The sequence below is a fragment of the Cupriavidus sp. 05L310 genome, assembly GCF_056398185.1.
The window spans coordinates 121,079-144,011 of record NZ_JBFTOX010000017.1 but is presented as its reverse complement, the minus strand read 5'-3'; the positions used below and the strand labels follow the sequence as shown (position 1 = coordinate 144,011).

16 protein-coding genes are annotated in these 22,933 nt (G+C 67.4%); 4 read left to right on the top strand and 12 right to left on the bottom strand.

Going from position 1 to position 22,933, the window contains the following annotated elements:
• The first annotated feature begins 925 nt into the window (after window positions 1-925).
• A complete protein-coding gene (locus tag AC1DS6_RS14915) occupies window positions 926-1,465 on the top strand; it encodes a nucleoside 2-deoxyribosyltransferase (protein ID WP_441626495.1) in 540 nt (179 codons plus the stop codon).
• A 48-nt stretch (window positions 1,466-1,513) separates the two neighbouring features.
• On the opposite strand, the gene AC1DS6_RS14910 is transcribed toward AC1DS6_RS14915, so the two are convergent.
• The 6 genes from AC1DS6_RS14910 to AC1DS6_RS14885 form a co-directional block, all read right to left on the bottom strand.
• The gene (locus AC1DS6_RS14910) at window positions 1,514-2,143 is read right to left on the bottom strand and encodes a PqiC family protein (protein ID WP_441626493.1); all 630 of its coding nucleotides are present in this window, start codon (window positions 2,141-2,143) and stop codon (window positions 1,514-1,516) included.
• 2 nt (window positions 2,144-2,145) lie between these two features.
• Window positions 2,146-3,771: a PqiB family protein gene (locus AC1DS6_RS14905; RefSeq protein ID WP_477102665.1), complete on the bottom strand. Its 1,626-nt coding sequence runs from the start codon at window positions 3,769-3,771 to the stop codon at window positions 2,146-2,148.
• Window positions 3,758-4,504: a paraquat-inducible protein A gene (locus AC1DS6_RS14900; protein WP_477102664.1), complete on the bottom strand. Its 747-nt coding sequence runs from the start codon at window positions 4,502-4,504 to the stop codon at window positions 3,758-3,760. The genes AC1DS6_RS14905 and AC1DS6_RS14900 overlap by 14 nt, the downstream gene beginning before the upstream one ends.
• Window positions 4,501-5,163, bottom strand: a complete 663-nt coding sequence (locus AC1DS6_RS14895) for a paraquat-inducible protein A (protein ID WP_477102663.1) — start codon at window positions 5,161-5,163, stop codon at window positions 4,501-4,503. The genes AC1DS6_RS14900 and AC1DS6_RS14895 overlap by 4 nt, the downstream gene beginning before the upstream one ends.
• On the bottom strand, window positions 5,160-6,284 hold the full coding sequence (locus AC1DS6_RS14890) for an AI-2E family transporter (protein WP_441626485.1): 1,125 nt from the start codon (window positions 6,282-6,284) through the stop codon (window positions 5,160-5,162). The genes AC1DS6_RS14895 and AC1DS6_RS14890 overlap by 4 nt, the downstream gene beginning before the upstream one ends.
• A gap of 427 nt (window positions 6,285-6,711) precedes the next feature.
• Entirely contained in the window at window positions 6,712-7,860 is a 1,149-nt protein-coding gene (locus AC1DS6_RS14885) for an HPP family protein (RefSeq protein WP_447429270.1), read from the bottom strand.
• 212 nt (window positions 7,861-8,072) lie between these two features.
• On the opposite strand from AC1DS6_RS14885, the gene AC1DS6_RS14880 reads away from it, so the two are divergent.
• Window positions 8,073-9,809: a chloride channel protein gene (locus AC1DS6_RS14880; RefSeq protein WP_477102662.1), complete on the top strand. Its 1,737-nt coding sequence runs from the start codon at window positions 8,073-8,075 to the stop codon at window positions 9,807-9,809.
• Between the two features lie 28 nt (window positions 9,810-9,837).
• Here the strand turns inward: AC1DS6_RS14880 and AC1DS6_RS14875 are convergent, their stop codons facing one another.
• The gene (locus AC1DS6_RS14875) at window positions 9,838-10,260 is read right to left on the bottom strand and encodes an Lrp/AsnC family transcriptional regulator (RefSeq protein WP_174426231.1); all 423 of its coding nucleotides are present in this window, start codon (window positions 10,258-10,260) and stop codon (window positions 9,838-9,840) included.
• A 182-nt stretch (window positions 10,261-10,442) separates the two neighbouring features.
• On the opposite strand from AC1DS6_RS14875, the gene AC1DS6_RS14870 reads away from it, so the two are divergent.
• Together AC1DS6_RS14870 and AC1DS6_RS14865 are read left to right on the top strand one after the other, a co-directional pair.
• Entirely contained in the window at window positions 10,443-11,351 is a 909-nt protein-coding gene (locus AC1DS6_RS14870) for a dimethylarginine dimethylaminohydrolase family protein (protein WP_441626479.1), read from the top strand.
• A gap of 63 nt (window positions 11,352-11,414) precedes the next feature.
• Entirely contained in the window at window positions 11,415-12,491 is a 1,077-nt protein-coding gene (locus AC1DS6_RS14865; protein ID WP_441626477.1) for an ornithine cyclodeaminase, read from the top strand.
• 167 nt (window positions 12,492-12,658) lie between these two features.
• On the opposite strand, the gene AC1DS6_RS14860 is transcribed toward AC1DS6_RS14865, so the two are convergent.
• The 5 genes from AC1DS6_RS14860 to AC1DS6_RS14840 form a co-directional block, all read right to left on the bottom strand.
• Window positions 12,659-13,261, bottom strand: coding sequence for a helix-turn-helix domain-containing protein (locus AC1DS6_RS14860; RefSeq protein WP_045239223.1), 603 nt, complete (start codon window positions 13,259-13,261; stop codon window positions 12,659-12,661).
• Window positions 13,262-14,139: 878 nt separating this feature from the next.
• Window positions 14,140-15,468 carry a sigma-54-dependent transcriptional regulator gene (locus tag AC1DS6_RS14855; protein WP_045239222.1) on the bottom strand — a complete coding sequence of 443 codons (1,329 nt, stop codon included), beginning with the start codon at window positions 15,466-15,468 and terminating at the stop codon, window positions 14,140-14,142.
• Window positions 15,458-17,398, bottom strand: a complete 1,941-nt coding sequence (locus tag AC1DS6_RS14850) for a sensor histidine kinase (RefSeq protein WP_477102661.1) — start codon at window positions 17,396-17,398, stop codon at window positions 15,458-15,460. Before AC1DS6_RS14850 ends, AC1DS6_RS14855 begins: the two co-directional genes overlap by 11 nt.
• A 241-nt stretch (window positions 17,399-17,639) precedes the next feature.
• Window positions 17,640-18,950: a dicarboxylate/amino acid:cation symporter gene (locus tag AC1DS6_RS14845; protein ID WP_441626472.1), complete on the bottom strand. Its 1,311-nt coding sequence runs from the start codon at window positions 18,948-18,950 to the stop codon at window positions 17,640-17,642.
• A gap of 545 nt (window positions 18,951-19,495) precedes the next feature.
• Window positions 19,496-22,879 carry a diguanylate cyclase gene (locus AC1DS6_RS14840; RefSeq protein WP_441626471.1) on the bottom strand — a complete coding sequence of 1,128 codons (3,384 nt, stop codon included), beginning with the start codon at window positions 22,877-22,879 and terminating at the stop codon, window positions 19,496-19,498.
• Window positions 22,880-22,933: the final 54 nt, after the last annotated feature.

The following is a 22,933-nucleotide window of genomic DNA, read 5'->3' as shown; positions in this document are numbered from 1 at the left end:
TGTTGCACCCAAGTGCGTACGACATCCCCCTGCGGGGGACGCCGGTCACTCTTCTTTGCCTCGGCAAAGAAGACTAACGAGAAGAAAGCCGACCCTGCCGGGAGCAGAGCAATCGCGAGTGCGAGGGACGCTGGTTTCGTCGTACGGCCACAGTTCTGCTGGCATCTGCCGTTGCCAGCTTGCAGGGCATCGCAATGGCACGACCCATGGGTTTCGTGGTGATGCCCCCGACCTCGTGCGCAGTGACCATTCCCACATCTGCCGCTACCGGCACGGACCACCACGACACATCACATGCCCATGGTTTCGTGGTGGGGCGGGCGCGGTGGTGAAGGCCTCGGGCATATCACCCGGTGCCACCGCGCCCACGACGGAACCGGACCGCCTGCAACTTCGTGGCCGCCCACTTCGCGAGCGACAGACGGCTCGAAGTCTGTGATGTCTGCTACCGGGGGCCCCACCACGAATCCCGGAGGCTGGCAGATCCGTGGCCGCTCAAGCCGGTACCGGCAGAAGCCCGCCGGCACTTTGGGCCGTACGACGAAACCACCGATATCCGAAAGCCTTATTGCTCTGCCCCCGGCAGGGTCGGCTTTCTTCTCGTTAGTCTTCTTTGCCGAAGCAAAGAAGAGTGACCGGCGTCCCCCGCAGGGGGATGTCGTATTCCTTTGAGTGCAACATACCACCACCGCTCAAAGAAACAACGCCCACCCCAGCAGGCGGATGTCGTATGGCTGTTGGGTGCAATAACCATCGCCGCACAAAAAAAACAGCGCCCCCCCCACCAGGGCGATGTCAGTTCCACACAGCTACGCCTAATCGTTGCTCAAGCCGTTCACATTGATCCCGAATCTTCGACTTAACCTCAAACCTTAACCTCGAACGGATAAGCTATGCGCCGCCAGCCACCAATCTCCGCCTGAAAATGAAAACCATTTACCTCGCCGGTTTCGACGTGTTTCGCAAGGACGCCATCGCCTATGGCGAGACGCTGAAGGCGCTTTGCGCGCGGCACGGCTTCCAAGGTTTGTATCCCCTCGACAAATCCGCTCCGGCCGGCTTGTCCGGCCCCGACACTGCCCGCTGGATCTACGAAGCCAACATCAACCTGATCCGCCGCGCCGACATGGTGATGGCTAACCTCGACGATTTCCGCGGGCCGGGTGAGCCGGATTCCGGCACGGCGTTTGAAGCGGGATTTGCCATCGCGCTGCAAAAGCCGGTCTGGGGCTACAGCAGCGATCCCGGTACCTTGCTCGACCGCGCCGCGGTGGCGACAGGCGACAAGGGCGAGCGGCTCGATGCGCGCGGTTTCGTGGTGGAGGATTTCGGCCTGGGCAAGAACCTGATGCTGGCCTGTTCGGTGAAGCTGGTGGCAGGCGATGCCGAGGCTTGCCTGGCGGCAATGGCGGAAGCGGAGCGGCGGCGCAGTTGCCGGGGGAACGGCGCGCCGGCCGAGGACTGAGGTCGGCAAGGGCGGGACTGGCGTCCCGCCGCATCGCCTCGCGGCCGTTCAGCGGCGCAGCGATTCCACGCCGGCGGCGATGTCCGTCGCCGTGTTTGCCACGATCTGGCGATATGCCGCCACGACGCCGTCGACCGCGCCCGGCGCGGGCAGCTCGGCCTGCGTGCGGCCGGCGTTGACCTTGCCGTCTGGCAGGCGCCGCACGGTCCAGTTGATGACGGCGCCGGCGCGCTGGCCGACTTCGGCGTCCAGGCGGACCACTTCGGTGGTGATGCGGTACACGGGTTCCACTTCCGACAAGCCTTGCTGGTAGGTATCGACCGCGCCCAGCCTGGCTTGCAGTTGCTGCGACAGTGCGTCGCGCAGTTCGTCGGGCAGGGGCGCGGACCAGCGCGACAGGTCCAGCAGCTTCAGTTCGCCGCCGTCCTTGCCGTCACGCACGACCAGTTGCGGGCGGTTCAGGCGCTCGGGCACGCGCACCGGCGCGACTTCGATCCACACCGGTTGTGCCTGGGCCGCACGCGCCGGCGTGGCGGCCTGTCCGGCGGCGGGCACGGTGGCGTCGGGGCCCTGGGCCAGCGTGTAGTAGCGCGGATCGGGCGAGGCGCAGCCGGTCAGCAGCGCGGCGGCCAGGGCGAGCGGCGGCAACAGGGGCAGCATCAGGTTCGAGCGGGTCATGATTATTTCTCCGGCTTGCCGCGCACCAGCGCTTCGGGATGGCGTTCGAGGTATTCGGTCAGTGTGCGCAGCGACACCGCGGTGCGTGTCAGCTCCTGCATCATGCGGCGCGTGTCTTGCTGCAGCGGCGCATCGGAGGCGAGCGTGCCGTTGGCGGCGCTCAGCGTCTTGCGCGCGTCCTGCAGCGCCGCCAGCACCTGCGGCGCCACATCGCCATTGAGCTGCGCCACCAGCTTGTCGGCGCTGGTCATCATGGCGTTGAGCGTCGCCATCGACGTGCGCAGGTCCTGGCCGATCTGTTCGAACGGCACCTTGTCGATCTTGTTGACGATGTCGCCAAGCTTGGCTTGCAATTCGTCGAAGGCACCTGGCGTGGTGGCCAGTTCAGGCAGCGCGCCATCCAGGTTGACGCTGGCCGGCGGCGCCTTGGGGAAGAAGTCGAGCGCCACGTAGAGCTGGCCCGTCAGCAGGTTGCCGGTGCGCAACTGCGCGCGCATGCCGCGCTTGATCAGGGTCTGGACGATGTTGCGGGCCCGGTTGATGTCCTCGATGTCCTGCGGCCGGAAGCCCATGCGCGCGGGATACAGTTCCACCACCACCGGCAGGCGGAATGCCTTCTTCGCACTCTGGTATTCGATGCCGATCGAGCGCACCTGGCCCACCACCACCCCGCGGAAGTCCACCGGCGCGCCGGGCGACAAACCGCGCACCGACTGATCGAAGTTGAGCACGGCGAGCGAGGGCACGAGTTCCTCGGGCTCCTTCATGGCCTCGGTCTGGTCGCTGGCCAGCAGGAACTGGGTGTTCTCGTTGGCGGCGTCGGTCGCCTTGGAATCGTCCGGCGCCTGGAAGGCAACCCCCCCCAGCATCACCGTGACCATCGATTGCGTATTGATCTTGAGGCCGCCGGCATCGAGCTTGATGTCCACGCCGCTGGCATGCCAGAAGCGGGAGTCGGCGGTGACCAGCTTGTCGTAAGGCTTGTTGACGAACACGCGCAGCGAGAGATCGCGTCCGTTGGGTTCAAGCTGGTAGGCCACCACCTGGCCCACCTGCACGCGGCGGTAGTAGACCGGCGAGCCGATATCGAGCGAGCCGAGGTCGGCGGCGCGCAGCACGAACTGCTTGCCGGAGGCATCGGTAGTGACCGCGGGCGGTACTTCCAGGCCCGTGAACACGCGCACGCGCTCTTCCGACTTGCCGGCGTCAACGCCGATATAGGCACCGGACAGCAGCGTCTCCAGCCCGGAGATGCCGCTGGTGGCAAAGCGCGGGCGTACCACCCAGAAGCGCGTGTCCTTGGTGGAGAAGCTCTCCGCATCCTGGGTCAGGTCGATCTTGGCGATCACGTGCGAGCGGTCCGACGCCAGCCGGACCGACTTCACCAGGCCGATGTCCACGTCCTTGTAGCGCACGGCCGTCTTGCCCGGGACCAGGCCCTCGGCGGTGCGGAATGTGACCGTGATTTCGGGGCCGCGCTCGGAGAGCGTGCGGATCAGCAGCGACAGGCCAACCACCGCCGCCACGATCGGAATCAGCCATACCAGCGAGGGCAGCCAGCGCGCGCGGCGCCGCCGCTCGGGCGTGGGCGGTGGGGAGGAGGGGGAGGACTGATCAAGGTCGGGCATCTTTTGTATCCAGCGAATCCCACAGCAGGCGGGGGTCGAAACTTAGCGAGGCCATCATGGTGAGCACCACCACGGAGCCGAAGGCGACGGCGCCGGCTCCGGGGATGATGGTGGCGAGCGCCCCGGCACGCACCAGCGAAGCCAGCAGCGCCACCACGAAAATATCGAGCATCGACCAGCGGCCGATCACTTCCACCAGTCCGTACAGCCTGGTCTGCTGGCGGATCCGCCAGGTCGAGCGGAAGTGCACCGAGAGCAGCAGCATGGTGAGGATCATCATCTTCAGCAGCGGCACCACGATGCTGGCGATCAGGACCACGATGGCCAGCAGGTTGGAGCCGGACAGCCACAGGTAGATCACGCCGGACAGGATGGTGTCCCGCTGCGTGCCGAGGATGGACTGCGTCACCATCACCGGCAGCAGGTTGGCGGGGATATACAGGATGTAGGCTGCCAGCAGGAAGGCCCAGGTGCGGGTCAGGCTTTGCGGCTTGCGGTGATGCAGGGTGGCGCCGCAGCGCGGGCAGGGCTCGCCCTCCAGCGTGCGCGGGCTGAGCGCATCGCAGGCGTGGCACGACAGCAGGCCCATCGCGGTGGCCGTGGGCACCTGCGCCAGCGGCTTGCTTTCGTCGTCGTCGGTCAGTTCCGCCACCACGTTGGCCGCGAGCCGGCGCGAGCGGGCCAGGCGGGAGTCCCTGAGGCCGACGCTCTTGTCGTTCGGCGGGACGCTCATCTGGGCGGCTCCTCGTCCAGGTATTGCCAGAGCTCGCGCGGGTCGAACGACAGCATCGCGGCCAGCACGATGACCAGCGCGGCGAACGACCACAGCGCGACACCAGGCAGCACCTGGGCCATGGTCGAGAGCTTCACCAGCGTCACCAGCACGCCGATCATGAAGACTTCGATCATGCCCCACGGCCGGGTTTGCCGGATACCGCGCACGATGCGCTCGAAGCCGGGCGGCATGCGGCGCCGCGCCATCGGTACCAGCAGGTAAAGCATCATCAGCATCTCGGACAGGGGAAACAGGATGGTGGTGGCGAACACCAGGACCGCCACCAGCGTCATATGGTCCGCGTAGAGCGCCTGCACCGCGCCCCACAGCGTGGTTTGGGTGCGCACGCCCTTGAGATCCATCTCGACGATGGGATAGGCGTTGGACACCAGGAACAGGATCAGCGCGGTCATCACCAGCGGCAGCAGCCGGGTATAGGCGCGCAAGCTTTCGCGGTAGAGCTGGCCGCCGCAGCGCAGGCACAGCGCGCGCTCGCCCGGGTCCAGTTCTGCGCGCTGGTAGACCGCGTCGCAATATTCGCAGGCCACCAGCCGGCTGAGGTCGGCCGGCGGGGCGGGCTCTGCGTGGTGCGGGTCGGAACGGCAGGCGTCGCTCATGCCTTGCCGGAACCCGCCACGTCTTCGGCGGTAGTGAGGGGCTTGCCCTGGGCCAGCGCGGGCGGCGGGTTGAGCAGGTTCTCCGAGCCGATGGTCCAGTCGCGCAGCAGCGCGTAGGCCACCGCCAGCAGGGTCGGGCCGATAAATACACCGAGGAAGCCAAACGCCAGCGCACCGCCGAACACGCCCAGCATCACCCAGATCAATGGCATGTTGGTGCCCTTGCTGATCAGCAGGGGCTTGATGACGTTGTCGGCCATGCTGACCACGCCCACGCCCCACACCACCATGAAAATGGCCCAACCCAGCGAGCCGGTGTGATACAGCCACAGTGCGGCGGGAATCCATACCAGCGGCGGCCCGACCGGGATCACGGACAGGAAGAAGGTGACGAAGCCGAGGATGGCGGCGCCGGGCACGCCGGCGATCCAGAAACCGATGCCGGCCAGCACGGCCTGCACGAAGGCCGTGCCCAGCACGCCGTAGACCACGCCCTTGACCGTGTTGCCGGCCAGCGCCAGCAGGTAGTCGGCGCGCTCGCCCGCAATGCGGCGCATGCCGGCGCGTAGCCAGGCCACCGCGAATTCGCCGCCGGTATAGAAGAAGAACGCCAGCACGATGGACAGCGCCAGCTGGCCCAGCCCGGCGCCGATCGACAGCCCCGCGCCGAGTATTACATGGCCCACGGGCGCGATCAGCTTGCGCAGGTTGGCCACCATTTCCGAGTCGGCGTGGATCAGCTTGTCCCAGGAGTTTTGCAGGTAGCTGCCCACGTAAGGCAGGCCGGTGATCCATTCCGGCAACGGCGGCAGGCCATGATCCATGACGCGGTCGGCCAGGCCGGACAGCTCGTCGATATGCGCGGAGATGCTGGCGCCGGCATAGACAAAGGGGCCCAGCACGATCACGGCGGCCAGCAGCACGCAGATCACGGCGGCCAGGCTGCGCCGGTTGCCCAGCCAGCGCGCCAGCACGGTATAGGGGTACCACGAGCTGAAGGCCAGGATGGAGCTCCACAGCAGCGCGGTGGTGAAGGGCGCGAGCACCAGCAGCGAGCCACCGATCAGGACGATCAGCGCGAAAATCGCAGCGAGTTTTTCAATCAGTTGGCCGGAATTCATCGGGTGCATCTCCTGGACTGCCGTGTGACGTGAACGCCGACAATATATAGGAAAACGCACGGGGTGCCGGAGGCGGGCAGCCAGGCAAGGCGGGAAAATGTTGCGTTGCGGCACACAAGCGGCCGCTACCGTGGCCGCGGGCCCTCGCCGAACGCCGCACGATGCCATGCCGCGGACACATCTTCCAGCGGGGCCAGAAAGCGGTCCGGCGCTGGCAGGCCGTGGCCGCGGCAGTGCGCGCACGCCCAAGTCCGCGCCGACCAGGCTCAGCACCGTTCCATTCCACCGCCGGGTTACGGGTCTGGAATAGCTGCATGGTGCAGGGGGGAAGGGGAGCCGAATATCACGGCATCGACGACGCCGAAGCGCAGATAGCCCTCCAGCCCTCCAGCCCTCCAGCCCGTCGGCCACGCTGCCGCGTGCCAGCTTACCCCGCTACCTGCTCCGGTCCACGCTCCAGCAACGCAGCGATCAGGTCCGATTGCGTGACGATGCCCAACAGTCGCTGCTGCGCATCCACCACCGGCATCTGATGCAGCCCGCCATCCGAAAACGCTCGCGCCAACTCCACCATGGGCTGCTCGGGCCGGGCCGTAGCCATGCCGGTGTGCATCAGGTCGTCGGCGGTGCCGGCGCGCAACTGGCCCGCTGCCCCGGCGCGCGCGGCCAGCAGATCCGCCAGGCCGAGCATCCCAAGCAAGCGTCGCTGCCCATCCACCACCGGCAATGCCTGGATGCCGTGCCTGAGCAGCAAGGCCCGCGCTTCGCTCCCACTCTGTCCCGGCAGCACGGTCACCATGTCGCGCGACATGATATCCGCGCAACGCACGTCGCCAAAGCGCCGCCGATAGGCCCGCAATTGCGCGGCCACCAGGATTTCCTCCAGATCGTCTTCCTCGATGTCGAGGAATTCGCCGCGTGCCTTCAGTACTTCGTCAAGGTCGCTCCGGTTGAAACCCACGCGCTCGCTCGGCAGCGGATCGGCGGTGCGGTGCGGGTTGGCGTGCTCGGCCGGCCGGTGCGGATAGCGCCGCCGCAGCAGGTTGTTGAACAGCAGCGCCACCAGCAGCAACAGCATCGAGTTGACCGCCACCGGCACCACCACGAAGCCAAAGCCAAGCTGCGTCACCGCGGGGCCGCCAAACACCGCGGTGATCGCCACCGCGCCGCTGGGCGGGTGCACGCAATGCAGCTGGAACATGACGGCGATGGCCAGTGCTACCGCCACGGCGGCGGCCAGCCCCTGTCCGGGAATCCAGCGGGCGCAGGCTACGCCGATCAGCGCCGCCACCAGGTTGCCGCCGATGATGGACCACGGCTGCGCCAGCGGGCTCGCCGGCACCGCGAACAGGAGCACGGCGGAGGCGCCCATCGGTGCGACGAACCAGGGGTTGAAGCCGCCAAGCAGGTGATGGCTGATCCATTCCGTCATCAACAGGCCAAGCAGGGCGCCAAGACAGCTTTTGACGCGCTCGCGCTTGCCTGCGGCGATCGGCGTGGGAACAAACGCGCGCAGCCACGCGCGTGCGCGCTCCGGCTGGAAGCCGGCTGGGGAATGGGCCTGGGATGGGGGCATCGGTTCTGGGCCTGATGTTGGTGGGGGCGGAAAGGCGGAAAGCGGAGAAGGGCAAAGCAGGAAAAGGAGGCCAAAGTGCAGCCTTCCCGTCTTGCGATCACATCCCGTCATCCAGCGCGCAAATATATCATGACGTGATACATTTCGTTTCCGGCGGAAAACGGTCCACAGCCGATCCGCGCTGCACCCCCGCCCTTTGCACGAGCCTCACCATGCACTTTGAAAAACGCGATTATTCGGTCAGCCGCCGTCTGCTCTTGCTAGCTGCGCTGGCACCCGTCATCGGCGCCCTCAGCACGGCGGCGGCGGTGCTCCTGCTGAACCTGATCCGGTTCTTCACCAATCTGTTTTTCTACCAGACGCTGTCGCTGGCGGACCGCTCGCCGGCGCAGCATGCGCTGGGGCCGTGGGTGATCGCGGTGCCGGTGATCGGCGGTTTGCTGGTCGGGCTGATGGCACGCTACGGCAGCGACAAGATCCGCGGCCATGGCATTCCGGAGGCCATCGAGGCGGTGCTGTTCGGCAAGAGCAAGATGTCGCCGCGGGTGGCCGTGCTCAAGCCGCTGTCCTCGGGTATCGTGATCGGCAGCGGCGGGCCGTTCGGCGCGGAAGGGCCGATCATCATGACCGGCGGCTCGATCGCTTCGCTGCTGGCGCAGTATTTCCATCTCACGGCGGCCGAGCGCAAGACGCTGCTGGTGGCGGGTGCGTGCGCAGGGATGACGGCGATCTTCGGCACGCCGGTGGCGGCGGTGCTGCTGGCGGTGGAGTTGTTGCTGTTCGAACTGCGCCCGCGCAGCCTGCTGCCGGTCGCACTGGCGTGCGCGGTGGCGGGCTTCCTGCGCCCGTGGGTGTTCGAACCCGGCCCCTTGTTCGCCCTGCATACCCAGCCGGCCACAACGACGGCGCTGGGCTCATGCGTGATCGCGGGTCTGCTTTGCGGCGTGCTGGGCGCCTTGCTGACGCTGGCGCTGTACCGCACCGAGGACCAGTTCTCGAAGCTCAGGCTGCACTGGATGTGGTGGCCGGCGATCGGCGGGCTGGCGGTAGGCATCGGTGGCTTTTTCGAGCCGCGCGCGCTGGGTGTGGGCTATGACGTGATTGCCGACCTGCTGCATAACAGGATGGCGATCGGCGTGGTGGTGGCGTTGCTGACGGTCAAGGCGATCATCTGGGTCGCCGCGCTGGGCTCGGGCACCTCCGGCGGCGTGCTGGCACCGCTGCTGATGCTGGGCGCGGGCCTCGGTGTGGCGCTGGCGCCGCTGCTGCCCGGCGGCTCGCCCGAACTATGGGCGCTGGTGTGCATGGCGGGCGTGCTGGGCAGCGTGCTTGGCGCGCCGCTGACCGCCATCGTCTTTGCCTTTGGCCTGACCCATGACAGCAATGCCTTGCTGCCGCTGTTGCTGACCACGGCCGTGGCGCACGGATTCACGGTGCTGACCATGAAGCGCTCGATCATGACGGAAAAGATCGCGCGCCGCGGCCTGCATATCTACCGCGAGTACGGCGTCGATCCGCTGGAGCGCCAGCACGTTGCCGACCTGATGACCACTGCCGTGCTGAGCGTGGATGGCGAGCAGCCGGTCGGCGCGCTGTGGCGGCAGCATTTCGGCGAGCACGCGCCGCATCGCGGCTATCCCGTGGTGTGCGGGGGGCGTGTGGTCGGCATGCTGGAGCGCAATGCCCTGCGCGGGCGCGAGGCATCCATGCAGACAGGGCGCACGCTGATGGCGCCGCTGCAGCCGCACCAGGTGCTGCTGCCGGCGCAGACCGCGCGCATTGCGGCCGGGCGCATGGCTGAACTCGGCGTCAGCCGCCTGCCTGTGGTGGCGGACCCGGAGTCCATGCGGCTGGTCGGCGTGGTCTCGCTGCGCGACCTGCTGCGCCCCAGCGGCCAGGTGCTGCATGAGGAGACCCGGCGCGAGCGCCTGCGCGGTGCCGCGGCATGACGGCGCTGAAGACGCTGAAGGCGCACCTTCACAACTTGTAACTGGACAGCAGGATGCTGGTCTCCGTCGCGGCGATGCCGTCAATCAGGCGGATGCGGTCCAGCGTACGGTCGAACGCTTCCAGCGAATCCGCGCGCAGCTCGGCAATGATGTCCCAGCGCCCGTTGGTGGTGTGCATGGCCTGCACGTTCGGTTCGCCGCGCAGCGCCTGCAGCACCGCGCGGGCTTTGTTGCCTTCCACGGCGATGGTCATCCAGGCGCGGATGCGGTGCGCCTCGGCTTCCGGCTTCAGCCGCACCGTATAGCCAACAATCAGCCCTTCCTTTTCCAGTTTGTCGATGCGGTTCTGCACGGTGGCGCGCGAGACGCGCAGCGCCTTGGCGAGCGCGGTAGCCGGCATGCGGGCGTTGTCGCGCAGCAGGGCGAGCAACTGTCGGTCGGTGTCGTCCATGGGGTTCCTGTGCGTCGCTTTGACGAGGCACGCTTCGGGGTTGGCAATTCGCTAATTTTAGCTGGCGATTTGAGAAGCGCGGCAAGCAAATTGCACAATTTGCTGGCTTTTAGTTAGCGCCGCACTGCACCAGAATGCAGTCATTCACTGACCCCGCAACCAACCATCCCAAAGGAGCCAGCGTGACCAACCAGCCCACCATCCTGCTTGTCGAGCCCACCTACTACGATGTGTCCTACAGCATCAACCCGTGGATGGACCCCGGCCTCTGGGCGCGCGACCCGCGTGGCATGCACCGCGACGCGGTGCGCTCCTTCGCGTCCTTGCACGCGGCCCTGCAGGCGGCTGGCTTCGCGGTGGAGACCGCGCCCGGCGCGCCCGGCCTGCCCGACATGGTGTTTCCCGCCAATGCGGCCGTGGTGCTGGATGGCCGCGCCGTGCTGGCGCGCTTTCGCTATCCGCAACGCGCCGGCGAGGAAGCGCCCTTTGCCCGCATCTTCGAAGGGCTGCGCGAGCGCGGCCTGATCGACTCCATCAGCCTGCTGCCCGAGGGCTGCTACCAGGAAGGCGCCGGCGACTGTATCTGGGATGCGGTGCGTGGCCACTTCTGGGCCGGCTTCGGCCCGCGCTCGTCGCGCGCTGCGGCCGATGTGATGGCCAGCGAGTTCGGGCGCGAAGTGGTGGCGCTGGAACTGGCCACCGAGCAAAGCTATCACCTCGACGTGTGTTTCTGCCCGCTGTCCGGCGGGGAGATTCTCTACTATCCGCCTGCCTTTACCCAGGATGCGCTGCGCACGCTGCGCGAGCGCGTGCCGGCCAGCCTGCGCATCGAGGCGAGCGAGGACGACCTGCGCCATTTCAGCGTCAATGCGGTCAACCTGCACGACCAGGTGGTGATGACGCGCACCACACCGCACCTGCGCGCCGAACTGGGGCAGCGCGGCTATCAGTTGCGCGAGGTGGACCTGTCGCCGTACATGCTCTCCGGCGGCGGCGCCTACTGCATGACGCTGCGACTCGATCGCACCAGTACGGCGGTCCAGGCGGGCGGTGTGGCCGACGGCGCCGCGCAGGCCGCGGTCGCCGCATGAGGCATGAGGCCTGGTGCCCGGCAAGAAGAACGGAACAGGACCGAACCACACAGGGAGAACACCATGAAGGAGATCGCCATGACCCGCTTTCTGGACGCCGCCGATGTCGCGGCGCTGGTGCGCGAGACGGGCGTTGCCAACGCCATCGCGCAGATGGCGCACCATATCCGCCAGGACTTCGCGCGCTGGGACGCATTCGATAAATCCGCGCGCCTGGCTTCGCACTCGGTCGACGGCGTGATCGAGCTGATGCCGGTGAGCGACGGCGTGCAGTATGCGTTCAAGTACGTCAACGGCCATCCGCGCAACGCGCAGAACGCCATGCCAACGGTAATGGCCTTCGGCGTGCTGGCCGAGGTGGCGAGCGGCTTTCCCTTGCTGTTGTGCGACATGACCCTGGCGACCGCGCTGCGCACCGCCGCCACCTCCGCGCTGGCAGCGCAGGCGATGGCGCGGCCGGGCGCCGCCACGCTGGCGCTGATCGGCAATGGCGCGCAGGCGGAGTTCCAGGCACTGGCCTTCCACGGCATGGTGGGTATCCGCGAGATTCGCGCCTACGACATCGACCCTGCCGCGACAGCGCGGCTGGCGCGCAACCTGGCCGGCGTGCACGGGCTGAAGGTAGTGCCGGTGGACTCCGTGCGTGCGGCGGTGCAGGGCGCGGATATCGTCAGCACGGTGACCGCCGACAAGACGCGCGCCACCATCCTCACCCCCGACCTGGTCCCGGCAGGCGCGCATATCAACGCGGTGGGCGGCGATTGTCCGGGCAAGACCGAACTGCACCCGGACATCCTGCGCCAGGCGCGCATCGTGGTGGAGTACGCGCCGCAGACCCGCATCGAAGGCGAGATCCAGCAGCTTCCGCCGGATACGCCGGTGACGGAACTATGGGAGATCCTGTCGGGCCGCGCGCCGGGGCGCACCGAGATGGGGCAGGTGACGGTGTTTGACTCGGTGGGGTTTGCGCTGGAGGACTACGCTGCGCTGCGCTGGCTATACGCCGCGGCGCACGCACATCACCGGGGCGGCCATGTCGAACTGGTGGCGATGCCGCCGGATCCTCGTAATCTCTACGGCTGGATGATGGATGCGGCGGCGCAGCAACCCGAACGGGAACCGCTCGTGGCGCTGGCCTGAGAGCGCACACGCAAAAACGCCGCAGTCGTTCGGTCACGAAACTGCGGCGTAAAAGCGTGCGGCATGGGGCGGGGCCACGCCCGCGGGTAGCGGGCCAGGCAAGCCGGGCGGCCGGATGATGGCCGGGCCACTGCGCCGGGCAGCGGCCTGCGCGATGCCTGGGAGGATCAGCCTGCGGCGCCGCGGGTCATCATCAGCTGGGCGCGCAGGAAGCCTTTGACTTCTTCCAGCGAGGGCGTCTTCAGGAAAACCATGATGCCCCATTGCTGCAGTGCGTCGGCCACGCCGTCATAGGCTTGCCGGTTGGTGATCACGGCAAAGATGACATTCTGGCGGGCAAAGAAATTCTGCAGCTTCTCGATGGTGGCCGACTCGGCATCGCTGAGTTCTTCCACGTAGTACAGCACCACGCGCGGATGCTGGCTGACCGAAGTAATGATGGTATCCACCACGTCCTCCACCACCACGCTTTTGAGGGGCAGGCCCCATTTGCCGAGTTGCGCGTGGATGCGCTGCGCTTCCTGGTGATTCGGGTGGAACACCACCAGGTCGAGTTCATGCACCGATGGCAGTTCCTGCCCCACGCGCGTGGCCAGCAGGCGATGCACCGTCTCCTTGTGTATGCGGCGGTGGCCGCCGTTGGTCTTCCAGGCTCCGAGTTCGCCGCGTTCCACCATCTTCTGCACCGTGCCCAATGACACATTGAGCAGCTTCGCGGCGGTACGCGTGCTGTAGTAAGGCTTCTCAGCCAGTTCTGAATCCAGTTTCATCCGTTCACCCGTTAACTAATAACACCGCACTGCAAGATAAACACGCAGCGACGGCGCGAACCTCCCGCGCCGGTTTGGACCCTGGCTATGAGACAACGCATGCAACGACGACAGTTGTCTGCCGGCACCATTCAGCCTCTAGCTTGGCTTGGCCCGGTAAATCGGGCGGCGGGAGCGCAGGCGCTCCTCGACCTTGCAATGGCGTGATCTGTGTCACAGGTGCCATCTTCTCCCAACGGAAGAGCCGGGGTCCAATCATATGCGCTAACGAACATAAGCTGCCAGACGGCTTGGCAAATATTTCGAAATCGCCTCGAACGCTCCCACTTCTGGCTTTAAACGCATATCGAAGCGTTTTGGCAGACACGTGCGCCGCGGAATTCATCGCAAACATTGCAGACATCTGAGGCGCAGCCGCCTGGCAGACAGGATCGCCAGCGGCGCGCGGCGTTTCCTGGCAAGCGGCGGGAAAGGCGAGATCGCCAGATGCAACACGAATGCTAGAAATGACTCCTCCGGCAACTACGCGCAGCCCGGGATTTGCCGCCGCCGCACCGGGGACGTTTTCTCCGGTGCGGCGGGGCCCGCGTGCAAAAAGGAGGCGACTGCGGTACGGGCCTGCACCGCGGCCGCCTGTCCCGGCAGCAAGCCAGGCGTCGCCCCGCACCGGCCGCGCCAGCCGTCGCGAGGACAAGAAGGCGCGCGGGAAGGGGTGAGCCTATGTTGGCGCGGCGCACGCGCCGCTTCGGTGCGGCAAATCACATAGCGGAGTGACGGGAACACCGAGGGAGCGCGGCGAAGAGCAGAGAGGCCAGGGGAGATGCAATTGCAGGTGCAGGTGCAGGTGCAGTTCAGTCGCCCCCGAGGCTGGCCAGCCTTCAGAGCTTGTACTTTCGCACCTTATCGAACAAGGTGGTCTTGGCAATCCCCAGCGCATCGCTGGCCCGGCTCAGATTCCCCTCGTGCCGGCGCATGGCCTCGGCAATCATGGCCCGCTCGAACTGCTCCACCGCTTGCGCCAGCGGCAGCGCCGCAGGCTCCGCCGTCCCCTGGTTCGGGTTGCATCCCAGCCCCAGCACATGCCGCTCGGCCAGGTTGCGCAGTTCCCGCACATTGCCCGGCCACGGATAGGCCATCAGCGCGGCCAGCTCCGTCGGAGTGGCGGGCAGGGCCTCGCGCTCGAACCGCAGCGCCGCCTGTGCGACGAAATGCTCGAACAGCGGCGGCACATCCTCGCGCCGCTCGCGCAGCGGCGGCAGTTCCAGCGTCACCACATTGAGGCGGTAATAAAGGTCGGCACGAAACTGCCCGGCCTGGGACAGCGCCTTCAGGTCCGCCTTGGTGGCCGCCACCACGCGGGTATTGACCGGCACCGGCGTGTTGGACCCGAGCCGCTCCACCACGCGCTCCTGCAGCACGCGCAGCAGCTTGATCTGCATCTGCATCGGCATGCTCTCGATCTCGTCGAGGAAGAGCGTGCCGCCTTCGGCGTGTTCGATCTTGCCGATGCGGCGCCGCGCCGCGCCCGTAAACGACCCGGCTTCGTGGCCGAAGATCTCGCTCTCGAACAACTGCTCGGGCAGCCCGCCGCAATTGATGGCGACGAAGTGGCGCGCGCGGCGCGAGCTGGCTTCGTGCAGGCAACGCGCCACCAGTTCCTTGCCGGTGCCGGTTTCGCCGTGGATCAGCACGTTGGCGGCGGTATCGGCCAGGTCGGCGATCAGCTTGCGCAGGCGTTCGATGGATGGCGAATGCCCGATCAGGCGCGCATCCAGCGTATCGCGCCCGGCCAGCTTGCGGCGCAGTTCGGCAACTTCCAGCACCAGCCGGCGCTTTTCCAGGGCACGCTGCGCGACTTCGACCAGCCGCTCCGGCGAGAACGGTTTCTCGAGAAAATGGTAGGCGCCCGCCTTCATCGCCTGCACGGCCAGGTTCACATCGCCGTGGCCCGTCACCATGACCACCGGCAACTCGTCGTCGCGCGCCCGGAGCGCGTTGAGCAGCGCCATGCCGTCGATGCCGGGCAGGCGGATATCGCTGATCACCACGCCGGGAAAACCGTCGCCGACTTCGCGCAGCGCGGCTTCGGCGCTGGCCACGGCGCGCGTGGGGATGCCCTCAAGGCGCAGGGCCTGCTCGCAGCCCAGGCGCACATCGGGATCGTCCTCGACGATCAGTACGGTCAGGCCCGTCGGGCTAGCCGCCATGGCTACTCTCCTTGTTCGTATGCGGCGTCTGCGGCGTCTGCGGCGTTTGCGGCCTGGCCAGCGGCAGCACCAGCGTGAAGCAGGCGCCGCCGTCGGGGTGATTGCTGGCGTCGAGGCTGCCGCCAAACTCGTCCAGGATGCCGGCCGACAGCGTCAGGCCCAGGCCCAGTCCCTGTCCTGCCGGCTTGGTGGTGAAGAACGGCTCGAACAGGCGTGCGAAGGCTTCCTCGGACAGCCCGGGGCCGTTGTCGCGAATGGTCAGGCGCAGCTTGCCGCCGGCCAGGTGGCTGCGCAGTTCCAGGCGCGGACCGGCGTTGCCGGCAAGCGCATCGACCGCATTGCCGATCAGGTTGACCAGCACCTGCTCCAGCCGGTTGGGGTCGCACGCCACCACCAGGCCCGGCTCGATCTGCCGGACCAACTCGGGATGCACTGCCTGCAGGCGCGTATCGAGCAGGAACAGGGCGTTGTCGACGGCGTCGTCCAGCTGCGCCGCGCGCCCGCCGTTGCCGGGCTTGCGCGCGAACGACTTGAGCGCGCCGGTGATGCGCCCCATGCGTTCCACCAGGCCGATGATGGTGCCGAGGTTGGCCTGCGCGGTGGCGGTGTCGCCGCGCTCCAGGAATTTCTGGGTATTGCCCGACAGTGTGCGCAGGGCCGCCAGCGGCTGGTTGAGTTCGTGGGCGATGCCGGTCGACATCTGCCCCACGGCGGCCAGCTTGCCGGCCTGCAGCAGCCCGTCCTGGGCCTGGCGCAGGGTTGCCTCGGCGCGGATGCGCTCGCCGACTTCCGCCTGCAACTGCTGGTTGGCGGCGGACAGGTCGGCCGTGCGTTCCGCCACCTTGCGTTCGAGTTCGCCGTTGGCGGCCTCCAGCGCGGCGCGTGCGGCCAGCCGCTCGCCGGCGATGCGCCGGCGCACATTCCACGCCGCGCCCAGCAGCAGTACGAAGGCAGTCAGCACGCCCGCCAGCGCGGCCGTGTTGAGCGCGGCAACGCGCGCCTGGGAGGTATTCGATAGCAGCGTCAGGTGCCAGTCGGTGCCGACCAGTTCGGCCTCCTGCGAGAGCATGGGCGGGCCGCGCCGCAGGCGCACCAGGGCGTCGCTGTCGGACAGCTTGCGCACCGGCGTCAGCTCCAGCGGGGGCAGCGTGGCGCGGTTGTATTGCAGGTTGCGCAGCAGCCGCTCGCGCAGTTCGGGCGCGAGCGGTTTGATCGTGGTTAGTTTCAGGGAGGGGTCGGAAGCCAGGATCACCACGCCGTTCTCGTCGGTCAGCAGCATCTGGGTATCGGCGCCTTGCCAGCGGTTCTCCAGGGGCTCCAGGCCGACCTTGACCACCGCCACCCCGATCGGGCGGCTACGGTCGCCCAGTGGCGCGGACAGGTAGTAGCCGGACTCGCTGCGGGTGGTGCCGACCCCGTAGAAACGGCCGAGCTGGCCATCGACAGCGTCGCGGAAGTAGGGCCGGAAGCTCAGGTCTTCGCCGAGGTAGCTGTCGGGACGCTGCCAGTTGCTGGTGGCGAGCACGCGGCCGCGCGCATCGAGCACGAACACCGCGCGGGTGCCGGCGCGGGCATTGATGGCGGCCAGGTAATGGTTGGCGGCATCGACCCGCGCCGCGTGGCCGGGGCGGGCCAGCAGGGCGTCGATCTTGTCGTCCAGCGAGAGCAGGCTGGGCACGTAGTCGTAGCGTGCCAGCTCGCTCGTCAGGGCCTGGCCGTACAGGCGCAACTGCACCTGGCCGCGTTCGCTCTGGCGAGCCAGCGCGTTGCCGTAGCTGTAGCGGTAGCCCAGCGAGCCGGCCAGCCCGACCAGCGCCGCCAGGGCCAGCATCGCCAACAGCGGTATCCACTGACGCAGGCGGCCGGCGCGGGGCGGGGTGGCTTGCTGGGCACCTTGCGGTGGTGCGTGCGAGGGGAGTGGGCCGGTCATGGGGCGGGCGCAATGCGCAAAGCGAAGGCGAAGAATCTCGGGCGCGGATAAGCGGGCGATGAATCGCGGGCAATGAACCCGACGGGTTAAGACGAGGCGCGGGAAAAAGCGCACGCGTGCAAAAGTGCAGTGGCGGCGCCCGCGGCAACCCCGTCTTTTACCACACCGCGCAATCCGGGCGCCTGAAAGCAAAAAGGCCCGGCCACCTGATCGGTGGCCGGGCCTTGGCGCGCTGGCAGTGTTACTTGCCGGCCAGGACCTGAACGGGTGTCAGGCCGCGGTTGCCGTCGGCAGCGGGTTCATCCGCTTCTTCGGGCACCGGCGCGCCGATGGCGCCTTCGCTTTTGGCGACGACGGTTGTGGCAATGGCATTGCCAAGCACATTGGTAACGGTGCGGCCCATGTCCAGCACATGGTCGATGCCCAGCACCAGCAGGATGCCCGCTTCAGGCAGGCCGAACATCGGCAGCACGGCGGCGACCACCACCAGCGAGGCGCGCGGCACGCCGGCGATGCCCTTGCTGGTGACCAGCAGCACCAGCAGCATGGTGATCTGTTGCGAGAGCGACAGGTGGATGCCGTACACCTGCGCCACGAACAGCGCGGCGAAGGAGGTGTACATGATCGAGCCGTCCAGGTTGAACGAGTAGCCCAGCGGCAGCACGAAGCCGGTGATGCGCTCCTTGACGCCAAAGCGGCCCAGTTGCTCGATCACCTTCGGGTAGGCCGATTCGCTGCTGGCGGTGGCGAAACCGATCATCAGGGGCGCGCGCACCATCTTGAGCAGGCGGAACACATCGCGGCCCAGGAAGTAGTAGCCCCCGGCGATCAGCGCCACCCACAGGAGCGCCAGCGACAGGTAGACCGCGCCCAGCAGCTTGGCGTACACGACCAGCACGCCCAGGCCTTCGGCGGTGATCACCGCCGCGACCGCGCCGAATACGCCGACCGGGGCGAAGGCCATCACGTAGTTGGTGATCTTCAGCATCACGTGCGAGAGGCCCTCGATGCCGGCCAGCACGGGTTTGCCCACGCCGTCCTTGAGCGTGCCGAGCGCAAAGCCGAAGAACAGCGAGAACACCACGATCTGCAGGATCTCATTGGTGGCCATGGCCTCGACGAAGCTCTTGGGGAACATGTGCGAGATGAAATCGCGCAGGTTGAGCGCCCCGGTCTTCAGGTTGGAGGCGGCATCGGCCGCCGGCAGCGCCAGGTTCATCCCGTCGCCCGGCCGCAGCACATTGGCCATCAACAGGCCCAGCAGCAGCGAGGTGATGGAGGCGGCGATAAACCATGCCATCGCCTTCATGCCGATGCGTCCGACAGCCCTGCCGTCGCCCATGCTGGCGATGCCGCTGACCAGGGTGGCGAACACCAGCGGCCCGATGATCATCTTGATCATGCGCAGGAATACATCGGTGAGGATGGACAGGTTGTTGGCGATGGATTTGGCCGCGGCAGGGTCAGGAGCCAGGTTGTGGGCCGCCGTGCCGGCCAGCACGCCGAGCAGCATCGCAATGAAAATCAGGGTGGGCAGTCGGTTCAGTTTCATCAGAATTCAGGCCGATGCGTCCAGCCAGTGGCCGGACGGCTATTTTGCGGGGGGTGGCTGGCAGCCTTCTGGCATGGCGCCGCGGTCCTTGGGGGGGGCGCCATACGGCCTCAGCCGGGAAAATCAGCGAATCGGGGCGTCCGGGAATCCAGGCGAGCCTGGCATCCGGGGGCCAGCCGATCAGCGGGGCAGTGCGTGCCCGGTGCCCGCCGCGAGGGCGGGCAAGATTGGCAAGGCGGGGTCTGACAATGTTTCCTCCATTGTTTTTGGCTCGGGGCGGCGCGGGGGAGCCGACCGTCAACCTGTATCGCCACTTGGGGCGGGCGCATACATTGCACGAGGCGTGCCAGGCCAGCGGCGCCGCCGGCACCGGCTAAGCCACTGAAAAACAAGGGGAAATTAATGTGATCCCGGCGCGCGGTTCGGTTTTCCGTGCGTGCTGGCGCAAATCGCGTTCGGAAATCCGAACGCGATCACGGGTGACAAGTGGTGAAGGGGGCATGTGGCGGCGTGTGAGCCGCCGGCAACCCATCCGCGCGAGTGATCTAGCCGTTATTCACCGGCTGGGTCGGGCAGCTTTCCAGGAACTGTTCCAGCGGCATCGGCCGCCCGATCACATAGCCCTGGGCGTAATCCACGCCGATGGCGCGCAAAGCCTGCAGGGTCAGTTCGTCCTCCACGGATTCGGCCACCGTGAGCATGCCCAGGCGATGGCCGATGTCGTTGATGGAGCTGACGATCTCGCGGTCCACCGCGCTGCCGGCGAGATGCCGGATGAAGCTGCCGTCGATCTTGAGGTAGTCGACCGGGAACTGCTTGAGATAGGAGAACGAGGACAGGCCCGCGCCGAAGTCGTCCAGCGCGACGGTGCAGCCGGCGGTGCGCATTTCGGTCACCAGGCGATTGGCCGCCGCCATGTTGTTGATCAGCGCGGTCTCGGTGATCTCCAGCTGGATCCGGGTGGCCGGCAGCACCGATTCGTGCAGCTCCGCATGCAGGAACGGCAGCAGGAAGGGCTCGCCCAGCGAGTTGGCGGACAGGTTGATGGCCACCGTGAGCGAGGGCACCGCGGCCAGGCGCTCGCCGAATTCGCTTAGCACGTGGTGGATCACCCAGCGGTCCACGTGGCCCATCAGGTCGTAGCGCTCGGCGGCGGGGATGAACGCCCCCGGCATGACCAGCTTGCCCTGTTCGTCGACCATCCGCACCAGTATCTCGATATGGCTGCCTGGCGCGCTGTCATCCTGCAGCGCGCGGATCTCCTGCGCGAACAGGCGGAAACGGTTGGCATCCAGCGCGGAGTGGATGCCGGCCGCGACCTGCAGTTCCTGGTGGTGGCGCTGGGCATCGCTTTCGTCGCGGCGGTACACCGAGACGCGGTTGCGCCCGGCCGCCTTGGCGGCGTAGCAGGCCACGTCGGCGCGGCTCATCAGTTCGCCCATCGGTGGCGTCTCGTCGTCGATGGCGGTGATGCCGATGCTGGCCCCCACATCGTAGACGCGCCCTTCCCAGGGGAAGCGCTGGCTGCGGACGGCATCGATGATCTTCTGGCACACGTGCTCGGCCTGGTCCACGCTGCAGTCCTTGAGCAGCAGCGCGAACTCGTCGCCGCCCAGGCGCGCGAGCAGGTCGTCGGGTCGCACATGGTGGCGGATCACATGGCCAAGCTCGCGCAGCAGCACGTCGCCGGCGGCGTGGCCGGCGGTGTCGTTGACGATCTTGAAGCGGTCCAGGTCGATAAAGCACAGCGCGTGATGGCGTTGCTGCATGCGCGCGGCCTCGCAGGCCTCGCGCAGCCGCTTCTCGAACCAGATTCGGTTGGGCAGGCCGGTCAGCGCATCGTGCGAGGCCGAATGGGCCAGCTCGCGCTGCAGCGCGCGGGCGCTGGTGATGTCCTGGAACACCAGCACCGCGCCGATGACCTCGCCGGACGCGGTGCGCACGGGCGCGGCCGAGTCCTGCACGTCGTGGCGGTCGCCGGTCAGGCTTTGCAGCACCGCGCCGTCCTGCAGGTAGACCGGGCGCAAGGTCTGCAGGCACTGCGCCACCGGGCTCGGGATCGGCAGGTTGCTGTGCTCGTCGACGATGCGGAAGATGGATTCGAGCGGCTGGCCGGCGGCGGACTGCATGGTCCAGCCGGTAAGCTGCTCGGCGATGGGGTTCATGAACGTCACGCCCATGGCGGCGTCGGTGCAGATCACCGCGTCGCCGATCGAGCGCAGCGTGATATGCAGGCGCTCCTTCTCCTCGAACAGCGCGTCGGTGAGCCGGTGCTGTTCGGTGATGTCCCAGTTGGTGCCGATCATGGTCAGCGCGGTGCCGTCGTCCTCGCGCAATACCATCGCCATGGCGCGGATATGCCGCACCTCGCCGTCGGGGAGCAGGATGCGGTATTCGGTATCGAAGGAGCGCACGCCACGCACGGCGTCGCGCATTTCGCTGCGCGCCTGCTCGACGTCCTCCGGATGCACCATGGCGATCCAGCGCTTGATGTCCGGCGTGCCGCGCGCGGGATCGACGCAGTGCAACGCGTGCATGCGCGCATCCCACTCGATGGCGCCGCTGGCGATGTCCCACTCCCAGATCCCCACGCCACCCGCTTCCACGGCCAGCTGGGTCCGGCGCGACAGCGCCTCGAGCTTTTCCTGCGCGGTCTTGCGTTCGTCGATGTCCTCCACCTGCGAGATGAAATGCAGCGGCTTGCCGCTGACCTCGTCATGCACCAGGGATACCGCCAGCAAGGTCCAGCGGTAGCTGCCGTCCTTGTGGCGGAAGCGCTTTTCTATCCGGTAGGACTCGATTTCGCCGGCCAGCAGCCGTTCGACCTGGTGCATGTCGGGGGCGAGATCGTCCGGGTGGGTGATCATCGGGAAGGGCAGTTCGGCGAGTTCGCCGGCCTCGTAGCCGAACAGGTCGCAGATGGCGCGGTTGACCTGCAGCCAGCGGCCGTCCAGCCCTACCAGCGCCATGCCGATGGCCGAGTGCTCCATGGCCTGGCGAAAGCGCCGTTCGCTGCCGCGCAGCTCGCTGCGGTCGCGCCGGTTCTGCTCCAGCAAGAAGGCGATGCAGACCGGGAACACCATGATCAGCGCGGTCGACAGTTGCACCGACTGCAACAGGAAGGGCTCGTTCGGGCCCTGCCCCAGCGAGGCCGTCACCAGCCCCAGCGCCACCGTGGCGCAGATTGCCAGCAGCGTGAGCAGGGCGGTAGCGAAGGGATTGGTCATCAGCGCCGCCAGCACCAGCGGCAGCGCCATTACCACGAAGGGCTCGTTGCTCTTGTATAGCGCCACGGCGCCGACGGCCAGGCACAGCGCCAGCAGCGCGGCGAAGCGGGGCAACCGCGCGCGGCGGAAGGTATCGCCGACGCGCTCGCGCGTGACCGACACCATCAGCGGCAGCAGCATCACGATGCCCATCGAGTCCGCCGTCCACCAGGTCCACCACACCGAAGCAAAGCCGCTGTGGTGGGCGGTGCTGATGGTGGCGGCGCCGATCGTGGCGCCTACCGCCGGCCCCAGCGTGCCGGCGGCGCCGAGGGTCAGCCCGAAGCGCGCCAGCGGACCTGGCCGGGATAGCGTGGCGCCGCTGGTCATGGCGCGCACCAGCCAGGCCGAGAAGGCGATTTCGGCCACGTTGCCCAGCGCCAGCGCCACCGCAACGGCGGGGAAGTCGCCCATGGCCGCATTGGCCAGCACGCCGGCCACCAGCATGCCGGCCAGCAGCCAGGGCGCATCGCCGTGCCGCTGATGCAGCAGGATGCCGAGGCCGAACGCATTGGCCAGCCAGAGCATGGCCACATTGCCCGGATAACGAGACACGGCAAGGCCGGCCAGGGCCAGCAGGAAGAAGCCGAGGGCGGCCAGCAACACACGCTGCCAGCGCGGGCAGTGAATGGGCAAGGGGCGGACTTCCAAATCTGGCGTCATGTCGCGTCAGCCTGCAGCTGCGTTCTGAAAAGGGGAGCGATGGCGGGGTGTTGC